Consider the following 12,941-nt stretch of genomic DNA (forward strand, 5'->3'; position numbering starts at 1 on the left):
TGACACGCATTTCCCGAGTCATGTGCTTATGGGAAACGACTTCTAAAACCCGTTGACATGTGACTAAATGGTCACCTATTCTTGAGCCGTGGACGCCGTATTCAAGGCCCTCGCCGACCCCACCCGCCGGGACCTGCTCGATGAGCTCTTCCGGGAAGACGGGCAGACCCTTCACGCGCTCGAGGCGCACTTCGAGATGACCCGCTATGGGGTCATGAAGCACCTCAAGCTGCTGGAGGAAGCCGGCCTGGTGGTCACCCGCCGTCGGGGCCGCGAGAAACTCCATTTCCTCAATCCGGTGCCCATCCGCCTGGTCCACGACCGCTGGGTCAGCAAATATGCACAACCATGGGCCGCTGCCCTCAGCGACCTCAAAACCAGATTGGAAAGTCCCATGGAAAAGATCTTCGAAATCTATATCAAGACCACTCCGGAGCGGCTCTGGGAAGCCATTACGGACAGCGAGATCCGCAGCAAGTACCAGTTCGGCAACAGCATCAAATCGGACTGGACCACGGGCAGCCGCTTCGAAATGGGCAACCCGAAGGCGGACGGAGCGCTCCTGGGCGAGGGCGAAAACATTGAAGTTGTTCCCCCGCGCCGCCTGGTCCAGACCATGCGCGCCCTGTGGGGCGAGGACGTGAAGGCCGAAGGCACCTCACGCATCACCTGGGAAATCGAACCGGTGGGCGATTCCTGCCACCTCACCGTCACCCACGACCAGCTCCGCGAAGGCGCCAACGAACAGCTCTACGGCGGCTGGCCGATGATCCTCTCCGGCCTCAAAACCTGGCTGGAAACCGGCGAAAAGCTCACCACGCCCGGCTCCCTCATGTACACCTGAGGCGACCGACGGCGGCACCTGGACCGGTTACAGCTGCCTGCGCGCCGTGCTTCCGGCAATGAGATCTTCTGCACGAGCAGCCACGAGGGCGGGCAGGTGCGCGAGGCGCTGGGGAACGGACGCATGAGCCTCCGCCGCCGCAACGAGGATGCCCGTCACGCCGGAGCGGGCTTCCTCGACGTCCATCCCCCAACTGCCAGCCTCCCTCACAAGATGGTCCAGGGTGATGTAGTTCAGCCGGGCCTGACCGGCCACTGAATGCCCTGCATTGGAGCTGCGCGCATAGAGCAGCAGCGTTGGCGCGACGTCATACAGGGGCGCTAACTGCACCTCGCCCGTTTCCCGGATAAGCACCGAGTAGTTCTTGGAATGGGCGTCGCCGTTGCCGATAAGGACATTGAAAGCCACAGCCTTCAACAACTCACTCTTGAAAGCCGCAGCATTTCGGCTGTGCGGCGACGCGACCGCAGCCACTTGCGCGAGGCGTGACGGTGCCGCGGTCGACTGATCGTACTTTGCCGCAGACGCAATCCCCAGAACCTGCGTGAAGTCTTCCTGATGAATCCGCTTGTGGTCCTCGGTTCGGTCATAGCGTTCCACTACCAGGGCATCCCGGGTGCCGAACGTCTCCATCCGTGTCCGTGCCGCACGAAGGCCTGCCGCCCTGGCCAGCTCAAGCGCCCAATGTTCGGCCGCCAGCAAGTCCGGAATCGGTGAATCAAGCGGGTCGGGTTTGATGATGTGCGTGGAGGCGGCGCCCCGGGCCGGCCAATACCAGCCACTGTCGCCTGACGACAAGCTGCTGGACAACAGGACCTTGGACTGGACACCGCCAAGGGACGTGGTGATGGCGAAGTCCTCAGGGAGGTCCCAAGTGGGGAGGGACTCGACGGCGGCCACGACTTCCTGCTCGGTCATCGGCAGCAGTTCTCCCCCCTCCTCGGGATCCACGCCGTCGGGAAGGACCTGCACGGCGCCGGCACAGTCAGCGCCCACCGCCGCGAGCAACGCTTTGATGTCCGTGGAAGCAACGCCGTGCAGGTCGGCCAGGTGCGCACGAACCTGACCTTCCGGGAGGAGTCCATCGAAGAAGTTCAGCACTGCCGGACCGCTGATGGCTTTGGACTGCAACGGCAAGGACAACGAGAGCAGGGCAGCGCCGGCACCGTACTCAGCTACAAGGTCCGGGAGGTATCCAAGCCGCGGACGCAACGACGTTCCCGTGAGCCAGGCAATCCGCCGGCCATGCAGCCAGACGGCCAGCCGCTCATTCCGCCTCACTGCTTGACGTCCAAACGTGAAAACCGCGGAATAAGGGCAATGTCCCGCTCAAGGGCCCGCACCGCCGCGATGGCCGTCTCCAAAGAAACATTCTCGCCCTGTTCCAGGCGGACGATGGTGTGACGGCTCGCGTTGATGAGCTCGGCCAAGCCGCTCTGCGTCAGCTTCCGCTCCTGACGGGCGCTACGGACCGAAGCGCCAAAGGATTTCGAATCCATGGCACGGAAGAACGGAGTTTCAGCCGGATGTTCCATATATTCACCATAACAGGCATGAGAACAAATGGTGAAGATAGTGAACATTCGTAGCTATTTCTGATATGTTCACGATCTTCACCGGCGGGGCACCCAAACCGGGAGAAGAAGAGATTGCGCGACCGCCAACTGATCGCCGGGCGCCGCGATCGCCGTCGTCCGGGACGGTGTCCAGGTGCACTCCGCCGCATTTGGACGCGCCGACGACTCCGGGCGCCCGATGACCGCCCAGACGCCAATGCTGCTAGCCTCCACCAGCAAGTCTCGAATCACTGGCCCAAAACGTGGCTTCCGTCAGCATAGATTTGCTGTCGTTCCATGAAACTTACTACTTCCGCGAAGTCGAGAAGAGGGTTCCCTGCCGGCTACCGTTGCCTACGCCTACCAGTTGGCGTCTGAGGCCAAGCTCAGTGAAAACCCGGAACTACGGTTTGCCGGACGGATACTTCATGCAGCGCTGGACGATCTCGCAGAGGTACTCCGCGGCAAGTTCGGCCATCCAGAAACGACGTCGTCGGAGGTGTTTGACAGCTACGCCCTGCACCACAGACACCGACAGCCACGGGAACTTGACACCAAATAGTCTCCCAGCCTTTGAGAGGGGGACTACGATTTCCCATTCCGGCGTCTCAACCTGCGTAACTTCGGTCTAGTTGTTCCGCTAACGTACGCGGAAGCTACTCAGCAGTTGAGACGGGAGGTCTGTGGCTACAAAGGCATCCCATCAAGCACCTCAGCAGTCGGAAGGTCGCGAGTTCATCAAGTCACCAGTTGATGCGCCAGGACAACTAATGCTACGAAAAACAGGACACGTACCGCTGAAGTCACAAATACCTTGCCTCTCGGCGAAGTCCCCCCCCATGAGGGCCCGCGGCGACGTAGGATCAAGATAGGCGGCAGCCAGGAGTGTGGCGAAAATGTTTGAGCGATTTACGGACCGTGCCCGTCGCGTAGTTGTGCTTGCCCAAGAAGAGGCACGCATGCTGAACCACAATTACATTGGTACCGAACACATCCTCTTGGGTCTGATCCATGAAGGTGAAGGCGTTGCCGCCAAAGCTCTTGAGTCCTTGGGCATTTCGCTCGACGGCGTGCGCGAACAGGTGCAGGAGATCATCGGCCAGGGCCAGCAGGCCCCATCCGGCCACATCCCCTTTACCCCGCGGGCCAAGAAGGTGCTGGAGCTGGCTCTGCGCGAGGCCCTGCAGCTGGGGCACAACTACATCGGCACGGAGCATATCCTGCTGGGCCTCGTCCGTGAGGGTGAGGGTGTGGCCGCCCAGGTGCTGGTCAAGCTGGGCGCAGACCTCAACCGCGTCCGCCAGCAGGTTATCCAGCTGCTCTCGGGCTACCAGGGCAAGGAGACCATGGGCGCAGGCGCAGGCGAGGGCCAGGGCCCGGGCCCGGGCCCCGGCCAGCCCGAGGGCACTCCCGCCGGTTCCGTGGTCCTGGACCAGTTCGGCCGCAACCTCACCCAGGCTGCGCGCGAGAACAAGCTGGACCCGGTGATCGGTCGCGAGTCCGAGATGGAACGCGTTATGCAGGTCCTGTCGCGCCGCACCAAGAACAACCCTGTCCTGATCGGTGAGCCCGGCGTCGGCAAGACCGCCGTCGTCGAGGGCCTGGCCCAGGCGATTGTCCGCGGCGACGTCCCGGAAACCATCAAGGACAAGCAGCTGTACACCCTGGACCTCGGTTCACTCGTGGCCGGCTCCCGGTACCGCGGTGACTTCGAAGAGCGCCTGAAGAAGGTCCTGAAGGAAATCCGCACCCGCGGCGACATCATCCTCTTCATCGACGAAATCCACACGCTTGTGGGTGCCGGTGCGGCCGAGGGTGCGATCGATGCGGCTTCGATCCTGAAGCCGTTGCTGGCCCGCGGCGAGCTGCAGACCATCGGTGCCACCACCTTGGATGAGTACCGCAAGCACATCGAGAAGGATGCCGCGCTTGAGCGCCGCTTCCAGCCGATCCAGATCAAGGAACCCTCCGTGGCCGACGCGATCGAGATCCTCAAGGGCCTCCGCGACCGCTACGAGGCGCACCACCGGGTCACCATCACCGACGGCGCGCTGGTCGCAGCGGCGAATCTCTCGGAGCGTTACATCTCGGACCGCTTCCTGCCGGACAAGGCGATCGACCTGATCGATGAGGCCGGTGCCCGGTTGCGCATCCGCCGGATGACCGCCCCGCCGGAGCTCAAGGCGATGGATGAGCGGATCGCCGCCGTGAAGCTGGAGAAGGAGTCCGCGTTGGATGCGGAGGACTACGAGGGTGCCGCTTCGCTCCGCGACCAGGAGCAGAAGCTCGTCGAGGTGCGCAGAGAGAAGGAGCGCCACTGGAAGACCGGCGGCATGGACGACATCTCCGAAGTTGATGAGGAACTCATCGCCGAGGTGCTGGCGAACTCCACCGGCATCCCGGTCTTCAAGCTGACCGAGGAGGAATCCAGCCGTCTGCTGAGGATGGAAGACGAGCTGCACCAGCGCGTGGTGGGCCAGGAGGAGGCGGTTAGGTCGATTTCGCGGGCTATCCGCCGTACCCGTGCAGGCCTGAAGGACCCGAAGCGTCCGGGCGGCTCGTTCATCTTCGCCGGCCCCACGGGCGTCGGCAAGACCGAGCTCGCCAAGGCCCTGGCTGAGTTCCTGTTCGGCGAGGAAGACGCCCTCATCACGCTGGACATGTCCGAGTACTCCGAGAAGCACGCGGTTTCGCGGCTCTTCGGTGCCCCTCCTGGCTACGTCGGCTACGACGAGGGCGGCCAGCTGACCGAAAAGGTCCGGCGCCGTCCGTTCTCCGTGGTCCTGTTCGACGAGGTGGAGAAGGCACACGCTGACCTGTTCAACTCACTCCTGCAGATCCTGGAAGACGGCCGCCTGACCGATAGCCATGGCCGGGTGGTGGACTTCAAGAACACCGTGATCATCATGACCACAAACCTGGGCACCCGGGACATCTCCAAGAGCGTGGCCACCGGCTTCCAGTCCGGCACAGACACGCAGACCGGCTACAACCGGATGCGCGCCCGTGTGACGGAAGAGCTCAAGCAGCACTTCCGTCCGGAGTTCCTGAACCGTGTGGATGACGTTGTGGTGTTCCCGCAGCTCACCCAGGACGAGATCATCGAGATCGTGGACATGTTCGTTGGCCGCCTGGAGAAGCGCCTCAAGGACAAGGACATGGGCATCGAGCTCACCACCGCGGCCAAGGTGCTCCTGGCGACCCGCGGGTACGACCCGGCCATGGGTGCCCGGCCGCTGCGCCGCACCATCCAGCGCGAGATCGAGGACCAGCTCTCCGAGAAGATCCTGTTCGGCGAGCTCCACGCCGGCGACATCGTTGTAGTGGACGTGGACGGCGAAGGCGACGACGCCAAGTTCACGTTCGCAGGAAACACGAAACCCCGGATCCCTGACGCACTGCCAGCCGCGAGCTAACCACGAAAACGACGTCTGACCACCGTCGAGGCGGGCTGAAGTCCGGTGTGTCTCACTCGCTGCCCTGCAGGCGAAGGATTCCATGACGCCCTGAGGATCCAGCCGGGGTGCTTCAGCCGGTCGTTGCCGGTGGCATCGCCTGCTGCTTCTTTGCCTTGCCGTGAAGTTTCCCGGCAGCGTTATGGATCTTCTCACCCAAACCCATGGTGGGTCTCCTTAGTTTGCCGCCCCGTCGACGTGAATGCCGCAAGAGGCCGACAAATAATTGTTGGTACAGACCCGCCATAAGAGGCAGAACTGGACCCATCCGGCACTTGAGGTGCCGCTGTGCCTCCGGCAATGGTGGGTTTTGATTCAGGTCGGGGTGCCGTGTGCGGGCAGGTGGTAACCCGGGAGATCAGCGGTCTTCGCCGCCTTTGTGGGTAACTTCTAGGGCGCCAGCCGGTGGTAGGCAGAAGCAAAATGTATGAGGGGGTCCGGTACTTCCGCCGCTGGAGCGTCACTACCCATCGCAAGTACCTCTCCGACGATGAGCAGATGCGTTGCCGCAGGATGGATTGCAACCGTTCGCAGCTCGAAGTACGCGATCGATCCATCGAGGATCACCGATCCGGTGGCCGGGCCGCGGCGGTAGGGAACCTGGGCCAGCAGGCCCTCAACGGGGGTCCCTTGACTGGCCAGCCAATCCGCCGCGCCTTGATGCTTGCTGCGCAACAGACTCAACGCCCACGTACCCCTCGTGGCAATTGCTTCGCCAATGCGTGAGCCCGCGTAGAGGCTGACAAGCATCGTAGGCGGATCATAGGAGACGGAGAGAAAAGCAGTCACTGTTGCTGCGTAGTCGCGCTTGTGCAGCAATGTAGAAACCACGGCGACGCCGGCTGAGATGTCAGCGCTGAGCACGCGGTACAGATCGATGTCCGCTTCGGAAGGATGTTCGTCGCCAAGGCGATGCGCGTCCAACGTCCCTGGAATCTCCATAAGCACATCGTTTCACGCAGTGAACACATCAGGGCCGATCGTGACGAAGCCTTAGTGGTCGTTGTGGCTGTAAAGGACGGCCGACACCTGATGCTGACGCGTAGCTTCGGCCGGGACGAAACCGGATGGCCCGTTCTCGGGCCCATGTTTGGTAGGCCTTTCGTGGCGGCTGAGTGACTGTTGGTAGGTGACGCGCTGCAACTACGCGGACCTGCAGTTATTGGGGAATGTTCAACATCTTCACCATGACTTCATCTCCCCGGTGCGCCGTCCGTCTGGCCCACGACGGCGGATCTCACACCAGCAGCTCGGCAGTATCAGTCAGGGGTTCAGGCCCTTGGCGTACGCGGCCTGCCCCACGTGCTGGAGGCAATCGGCAATAGTGCTGACCAGCCGCACCCCGAGAGTGACCGGCGGGTCCCAGCGGGTGTCGACGATGCGGACACTGCCGCACAAAGGGGCCTCCCGCCGTCGGCTAGGACGACGGCGGAAGGCCCTTCTAGGGTTGGCCCGATTGCGGACGCCCGTCAGATGAGACCTAGGTAGGGATGGCACCGAGCTGCTGCATGAGGCTCAGGTTGTCCGTGGTTCCCCAATGCTCAGCCACCTTGCCGTCCTCGACGCGAATAATGTCGGTGGTGCCGAATTCGACGCTTTTGCCGGTTGCTGCCATGCCGGCCATCTCGCCACGATGAGTGCCCGTGAGAATTACGTGGCACGCCTCCATGTTTCCGTCAGCCAATGACGCTTCCATTGTCTTGACTTTAATATCGGGGAACGCCGTCCGGATCGCGTTCACGAAGTACCGGACGCCATCCTTGCCGGGAGGTTGCCCTGGAAGAGCCTCTTCGTGATCGATGTAGTCATCCGTCGCCAACTCGTCAATGAGGGACAGATTTCCGCCCTCGATTATCTCCTTGTAAAACCGCTGGATCAGTCCAGTCCCGTCAGACATTTCCGACTCCTCTAGTACATAAGACCATTCAAGAACCCCCCGTTTTACATCCCCATCCCGACCAACGCCGCTGGCGTGAGGGCAACTCCGAGCGCAATCACGGCCAGTGCCACCGCAACCGAGCGGTTGGCGAGCCGCTTCCACGGGAGCATCTTCTCTCCTGCAATGAAGGCCCCAATCAGCGCCATCCAGCCGATGCTCATCACACCGAGCGCAAACAGCGCCACCATCAGCGCCCAGCAGCATGCGACGCACCACGCCCCGTGCTCAACTCCCATGCGCAGCGCGCCACGGTATCCGGGGCGCATGCGGTGCAGGATGAAGTCCATGGGTGTCCGGCATTTCATCAGGCTGACGTTCTTGGCGGGCGTGAGCTGATAGGCCGCCGCCGCCATAATCACCCCGGCCGCCAGGTACCGGCCGCCTTGATCCGCGGCGAAGAGCCCGGGAGCCAGCGACGCTACTGACATGTAGAGCGAATACGCCACGACGCCGAAGACCGTCCACGTGATCAGGTAACCGGCCACGAAAACGGCGGTGGATCCTGCCGGAGCATACCGCGCCATCTTGCGTCGGTGGCTCTGAATCCGGCCATATGCGACCACCATGGGTGCCACGGACGGGAACATCATGGCCGCCAGCATCACCACCCACGTGGCGACGAAGAATCCCAGCGGCCCCGGCTCAGTCCACCGACCCATGTCCATCACGCTCAGCTGAGTGGACGTGAAGACCCAACTCGCCGCGGCGAGTATCAGCAGGACCGCGATCAGGCCAGCCTCCCGCGGATCGACCCGGGACGCGGCTGCCGTAGAACCGGCCGCTGTGGCAGGCGAAACGGCGGCGCGCGCAGACGGGCGAACGCCGCCTCTTGTGGACTGCTTCCTGCGCAGCATCAGCTGTCGGCGCTCATGCCCGGCCTTTGGGGGCGTTTTCGGCCATCGCGCTGGCGAACGTGAAGTCCGCGGTCTCACCGTAGACGCCGTCGAAGTCAAGGCCAAAGAGGTCCGAGTGTACCTGCGCTTTGCCGATCCGGAATTCCGGGGCGAACCCGAACATCGCGTTCTTGACGGTGGTGACACCACCGTCGGGTCCCGGCAGGGCCTCGAACGTGTAGCTCACCCGCCCGGCAACCGACGCGGACGGGGTGTCGCCGTCCGAGAATGTGACGCTGGCGCGCTCCACTCCCAGCCATTCTCCGTACAACGCCGCAAAATCCGCGAACGGGCCGCCGGCCTCACCATGAAGGATGCTTTCCAAGGCAGTGGCTTGCGCAGCCGATGCGCCGTCGTCAAGGACGACTCCCACCTTCCAGCCGCCGGCCGAGAGGTTCGACGGGAACCAGTTGCAGAAGGCGAAGGCGATGCCCGACAGATCGGTGTCATCGAGTTTTCCACTCGCGATTTGGAACACAGCCACGCCGCGGCACTCGCCATCCGATCCCGTGGGCGTACCATCCACCGGGCACGGACAAATCAGCTGGCAATTGCAGTTGGCGACATACTTTCCGGTCATTTCCCAAGACATTTAGAACTCCTTGCTGGCACCCTCGCCTAGCAGAAGCGGCCCAGACTCCAGCGCCGAATATACCCAGGAACGGGACGGAAAGCCCCGTTAAGGCAGACAGTATTCCGACGAAATCTGTGTGTCAATACGCCGCGTTGACTCATAGAAGATGCGCGCGTAGAGGGTATCGAAGAATCATTTGGTAATGCGCGCGTAGCGGGGTGTCTGCGGCTGCCCGTTCGCTGGCGGGGGTAGGGCTGCTGCTATGGAGCTGACGATGAGCGAACGCAGGGCTGTCACGAAGGTTCTGGCCACGGAATACCGACGTGCTTCCAAAGCCAGGAAGGGCGAGATTCTGGATCAGATCTGCGCGGTCACGGGCTGGCACCGCAATCATGCCCGCAAGGCGCTGGGTCTGGTCCTGACTATCAGGGTCGTCCGGCCCCGCCCGCCGAAGCCACTGGTCTATGACGAGGCCGTCATCGACGCGCTGCGGTTCTGCTGGGCCGTGCAGGGTACGCCGTGCGGGCGGCTGCTGGCCGCTGCCCTGCCTGATCTGGTCCCGCGCCTGCGCCGGTTCGAGGAGCTTCAGATCGACGACGGGACGGCGGGGTTGCTGCTGCGGATAGCGCCGGCGACGATTGACCGCCGGCTCAAGGCGGACCGGGCCAAACTGGATCCGCGAGGCCGGTCCCATACCAAGCCTGGAACGCTGTTGAAGGACTCCATCCCGATGCGGACCTGGGCCGAATGGGATGATGCCAGACCCGGATTCGTGGAGATCGACCTGGTCGGTCATGAGGGAGGCAATTCCCAAGGCGAGTTCTGTTTCACCCTGGATATCACTGACATCGCGACGGGCTGGACGGAGACCGTGTCGGTGCGGAACAAGGCGCAGAAGTGGGTGTTCGCCGCGATCAAGGAAGCCACCGCGGCGTTCCCTTTTCCCGTCCTGGGCATCGACTCGGACAACGGGTCCGAGTTCATCAACTGGGAGCTGTTCCGCTGGTGCGAGCAGGAGAAGCTGACGTTCACCCGGTCCCGGTCAGGGAACAAAAACGACGGCGCCCACGTGGAGCAAAAGAACTGGCACATCGTCCGCCAGACCGTGGGATACCACCGCTACGACACCCCCGGCGAACTGGATCTGTTGAACCGGATCTGGAAGCTGCAGCGGCTGCTGACCAATCACTTCGGCCCCCAGCAGAAACTCGTCTCCAAGGAACGCCAGGGCGCGAAGACCACGAAGAAGTACGACCTTCCTGCCACGCCATACCAGCGGATCCTCGCCGACAAGGGCACGGTCCGCAAAACGGTCAAGACCAGGCTCACCCGGGAAAACCGTCCTTTGAACCCGGCGGCCATCCAGCGACAGATCCAGGCACTCACGGCCGAGCTACTCACGCTCACGACCAGCAAACAATGCGCCAAACCCAAGCCCGCCATGCGCGCACTTCCAAATGATTCCACGAAGAAGACTACGCGCGCCTCTTGACATGATTCCTCGGGTACGCCGAGGAAATAGGGCGCCGAAGGGGTCCCTTGTGGTTGATAAACCAGGGGTGCTGTCGTCGGGTTCAGAAGCACTCACCGCTAATACGGACACAGTCATGCCAGTGGGCCTCTGGTGGCAGTAGGATTCAGAAATCTCCCGGAACTGCAGGCGGCGGAAACAAACGGCTGGACAGATTTGAAAGGAAGCACGAATGGGTAACGCGATGCCGCTCCTTTCGCTCGATAACTACTTCCGGAGCCTGGACCTTAGGGGTCGGATGGTGATATTCCAGTTGCCGCTGTCGGTGACGATGCTGCTGGTCACCGTCCTTGCGGAGGCATTTCGCCCCGGGCTCCTGCAGCCCGGTCCATTCCTGTACAGTCTGGGCGCCCATCTGGTCCTTCTGGCCGCGTGCGCGCTGGTGCCGTGGGGGCGGCTGCCGACCCGCGCCTGGGTAGTCATTCCGGTCCTGGACTGCCTGGCCATCGGGTTCTCCCGCGAAGCGGCGGATCAATACCTCACTGTGCTGGGTTTCCTGCTGGTTTTCCCGGTCGTCTGGCTATCCCTCGACCGCCACCGTAGCGGGGTTGTGATGGCGGTATCGGCCACGATTCTCAGTGCGGTCCTTCCGCCGCTGATCCTTGGAATGGGCTTCACAGGGCCGTCGTTCATCCGGATCGTACTGCTCCCGGTCATCCTCGGGGTGATCTCCCTCACCGCGCATGTGGTCTCCAATGCTGTCCTGCGTCAGCGGCTGCAGCTGGAAAACCAGGACAAGGAACTGCAGGAACTGCTCGCGGCCAGCGAACAGCGCGAGCGGTTGCTGGGCACCATCATGGATACCGTCAGTGTCGGCGTGTGCGCGGTCGATGAACAGGGCCGGAAAATTCTCATGAACAAGCAGCAAAGCCACTACCTCGCCGGTACCCTCAGCGAAAACCCGCCGGCGCCCGGCAGTGAGGAGGTGCCGGTGTTCGGCGTTGACCGGAGCAGCCCACTGCCGCCGGCCCGGCACCCGCTGCGCCGAGCGGCCAGGGGCGAAGCGTTCACCGACGAATTGATCTGGACCGGCACCGGCACCGGTCAACGCGCCTTCTCCGCAACGTCTCGGCTGATCAAGGACGGCACCGGCCGGAGTTCCGGCGCCGTGCTGGCTTTTACCGACGTGACGGCGCTGGTCACAGCCCTTGCAGCCAAGGACCAGTTCGTCGCCAGTGTCTCGCATGAGCTGAGGACTCCCCTGACCTCGATCCTGGGCTACCTCGGCCTGGCCCAGGACGAACACCCCGACCTTCCCGCCGACCTGGCCCAGTATCTGGTCGTGGCCAAACGCAACGCCGAACGGCTGCTGCATCTAGTGACCGACCTGCTCTCAGTCGCCTCGGATACCCTGGCCATCAACCCCCGGCCAGCAGACCTGACCAAAGTGATCCGCCACAGCATCGAATCCGCCACTCCGCGTGCCAGTGCCGCGGGCATCAGCCTGCACCTTGAACCGTCCGGACCCGTGACCGGCCGGTTCGATCCGGCCCGCATCGGGCAGGTTATCGATAACCTGCTCTCCAACGCGATCAAATACAGCCCCGACGGCGGGGCCGTCACGGTCCGAGCCCGCCGGGACGGGGACAACATCAGATGCGAGGTCGCCGATACCGGCATCGGGATGACCCAGGAAGAACAGGCCCAGGCCTTCACCCGATTCTTCCGCGCAGCACGCGCACACGCCTCCGCCATTCCCGGTGCAGGCCTGGGACTGCCGATCACCAAAACCATCATCGAAAACCATGGCGGGACGATCGCCCTGGCCAGCAGCCCCGGACGGGGGACCACCGTCACCCTGACACTGCCGGAGGCAGACGGCGGCTCCTTGGATGCCGGCGAAGTACCGGCCATGTCATAGGCCAGCTAACCCAGCCTTGCAGAGCGCGATCCGGGTCAGCCGGAAAACCTACTTCCGCTCCCGCCACAGCAGCGTCACGCCGAACGCGACGGCGCCGAGCACCAGCATGGTGATCACTATGACTCCCCAATTGGCCTGGGTAACGCCGGTCCCGTAGAAGATGCCGATCATCACCGTGGCTGTGATGGCGCCAAGGTAGCGGCTGTTTCCGGATGCCGCCGATCCCCTCGGCGCCCGGCGCTGGAACCTCCCTACCCGATCTTCGACCAAGGAGATCCATAGCCTGCT

The 12,941-nt window shown here is 63.0% G+C and carries 11 protein-coding genes and 2 pseudogenes; 5 read left to right on the forward strand and 8 right to left on the reverse strand.

Annotated features, from left to right (window positions below):
* Positions 1 to 88 precede the first annotated feature (88 nt).
* A complete protein-coding gene (locus NG697_RS01000) occupies positions 89 to 844 on the forward strand; it encodes an ArsR/SmtB family transcription factor (RefSeq protein ID WP_252608709.1) in 756 nt (251 codons plus the stop codon).
* Between the two features lie 27 nt (positions 845 to 871).
* Here NG697_RS01000 and NG697_RS01005 read toward each other — a convergent pair whose 3' ends face one another.
* Positions 872 to 2,125: a type II toxin-antitoxin system HipA family toxin gene (locus NG697_RS01005; RefSeq protein ID WP_252613352.1), complete on the reverse strand. Its 1,254-nt coding sequence runs from the start codon at positions 2,123 to 2,125 to the stop codon at positions 872 to 874.
* Positions 2,122 to 2,427 (reverse strand): helix-turn-helix transcriptional regulator, encoded by a 306-nt coding sequence (locus tag NG697_RS01010; RefSeq protein ID WP_252613354.1) that lies wholly within the window; start codon positions 2,425 to 2,427, stop codon positions 2,122 to 2,124. The genes NG697_RS01005 and NG697_RS01010 overlap by 4 nt, the downstream gene beginning before the upstream one ends.
* An 88-nt stretch (positions 2,428 to 2,515) precedes the next feature.
* Between NG697_RS01010 and NG697_RS21295 the strand changes: the two are divergent.
* Positions 2,516 to 2,644 (forward strand): annotated as a pseudogene (locus tag NG697_RS21295) (serine hydrolase); the annotation flags it as partial.
* 652 nt (positions 2,645 to 3,296) lie between these two features.
* Entirely contained in the window at positions 3,297 to 5,816 is a 2,520-nt protein-coding gene (locus NG697_RS01015; protein WP_252613356.1) for an ATP-dependent Clp protease ATP-binding subunit, read from the forward strand.
* Positions 5,817 to 6,245: 429 nt separating this feature from the next.
* Here NG697_RS01015 and NG697_RS01020 read toward each other — a convergent pair whose 3' ends face one another.
* The 5 genes and pseudogenes from NG697_RS01020 to NG697_RS01040 form a co-directional block, all read right to left on the reverse strand.
* Positions 6,246 to 6,797, reverse strand: coding sequence for a flavin reductase family protein (locus tag NG697_RS01020; RefSeq protein WP_252573739.1), 552 nt, complete (start codon positions 6,795 to 6,797; stop codon positions 6,246 to 6,248).
* 321 nt (positions 6,798 to 7,118) lie between these two features.
* Positions 7,119 to 7,238, reverse strand: a pseudogene (locus NG697_RS01025) (mycothiol transferase); the annotation flags it as partial.
* Between the two features lie 97 nt (positions 7,239 to 7,335).
* Positions 7,336 to 7,752 carry an ester cyclase gene (locus NG697_RS01030; RefSeq protein ID WP_252599280.1) on the reverse strand — a complete coding sequence of 139 codons (417 nt, stop codon included), beginning with the start codon at positions 7,750 to 7,752 and terminating at the stop codon, positions 7,336 to 7,338.
* Positions 7,753 to 7,796: 44 nt separating this feature from the next.
* Positions 7,797 to 8,648 (reverse strand): DUF2182 domain-containing protein, encoded by an 852-nt coding sequence (locus NG697_RS01035; protein WP_252599282.1) that lies wholly within the window; start codon positions 8,646 to 8,648, stop codon positions 7,797 to 7,799.
* A 13-nt stretch (positions 8,649 to 8,661) separates the two neighbouring features.
* The gene (locus tag NG697_RS01040; RefSeq protein WP_252563703.1) at positions 8,662 to 9,279 is read right to left on the reverse strand and encodes a DUF1326 domain-containing protein; all 618 of its coding nucleotides are present in this window, start codon (positions 9,277 to 9,279) and stop codon (positions 8,662 to 8,664) included.
* Between the two features lie 256 nt (positions 9,280 to 9,535).
* Here NG697_RS01040 and NG697_RS01045 point away from each other — a divergent pair, with 256 nt between their 5' ends.
* Positions 9,536 to 10,753 carry an integrase catalytic domain-containing protein gene (locus NG697_RS01045; RefSeq protein WP_252613358.1) on the forward strand — a complete coding sequence of 406 codons (1,218 nt, stop codon included), beginning with the start codon at positions 9,536 to 9,538 and terminating at the stop codon, positions 10,751 to 10,753.
* A 211-nt stretch (positions 10,754 to 10,964) separates the two neighbouring features.
* A complete protein-coding gene (locus NG697_RS01050; protein WP_252613360.1) occupies positions 10,965 to 12,653 on the forward strand; it encodes a sensor histidine kinase in 1,689 nt (562 codons plus the stop codon).
* Between the two features lie 48 nt (positions 12,654 to 12,701).
* On the opposite strand, the gene NG697_RS01055 is transcribed toward NG697_RS01050, so the two are convergent.
* On the reverse strand, positions 12,702 to 12,923 hold the full coding sequence (locus NG697_RS01055; protein WP_252599286.1) for a hypothetical protein: 222 nt from the start codon (positions 12,921 to 12,923) through the stop codon (positions 12,702 to 12,704).
* Between the last annotated feature and the right edge of the window lie 18 nt (positions 12,924 to 12,941).

The sequence above is a fragment of the Pseudarthrobacter raffinosi genome (assembly GCF_023913835.1).
Lineage (GTDB): Bacteria > Actinomycetota > Actinomycetes > Actinomycetales > Micrococcaceae > Arthrobacter > Arthrobacter raffinosi.

Bases quoted from the DNA above. Each gene is read 5' to 3' on its own strand.
- NG697_RS01015 (WP_252613356.1), top strand. From the start codon at position 3,297: ATGTTTGAGCGATTTACGGACCGTGCCCGTCGCGTAGTTGTGCTTGCC.
- NG697_RS01035 (WP_252599282.1), bottom strand. From the start codon at position 8,648: ATGCTGCGCAGGAAGCAGTCCACAAGAGGCGGCGTTCGCCCGTCTGCG.
- NG697_RS01010 (WP_252613354.1), bottom strand. From the start codon at position 2,427: ATGTTCACTATCTTCACCATTTGTTCTCATGCCTGTTATGGTGAATAT.
- NG697_RS01045 (WP_252613358.1), top strand. From the start codon at position 9,536: ATGAGCGAACGCAGGGCTGTCACGAAGGTTCTGGCCACGGAATACCGA.
- NG697_RS01040 (WP_252563703.1), bottom strand. From the start codon at position 9,279: ATGTCTTGGGAAATGACCGGAAAGTATGTCGCCAACTGCAATTGCCAG.
- NG697_RS01020 (WP_252573739.1), bottom strand. From the start codon at position 6,797: ATGGAGATTCCAGGGACGTTGGACGCGCATCGCCTTGGCGACGAACAT.
- NG697_RS01050 (WP_252613360.1), top strand. From the start codon at position 10,965: ATGGGTAACGCGATGCCGCTCCTTTCGCTCGATAACTACTTCCGGAGC.
- NG697_RS01030 (WP_252599280.1), bottom strand. From the start codon at position 7,752: ATGTCTGACGGGACTGGACTGATCCAGCGGTTTTACAAGGAGATAATC.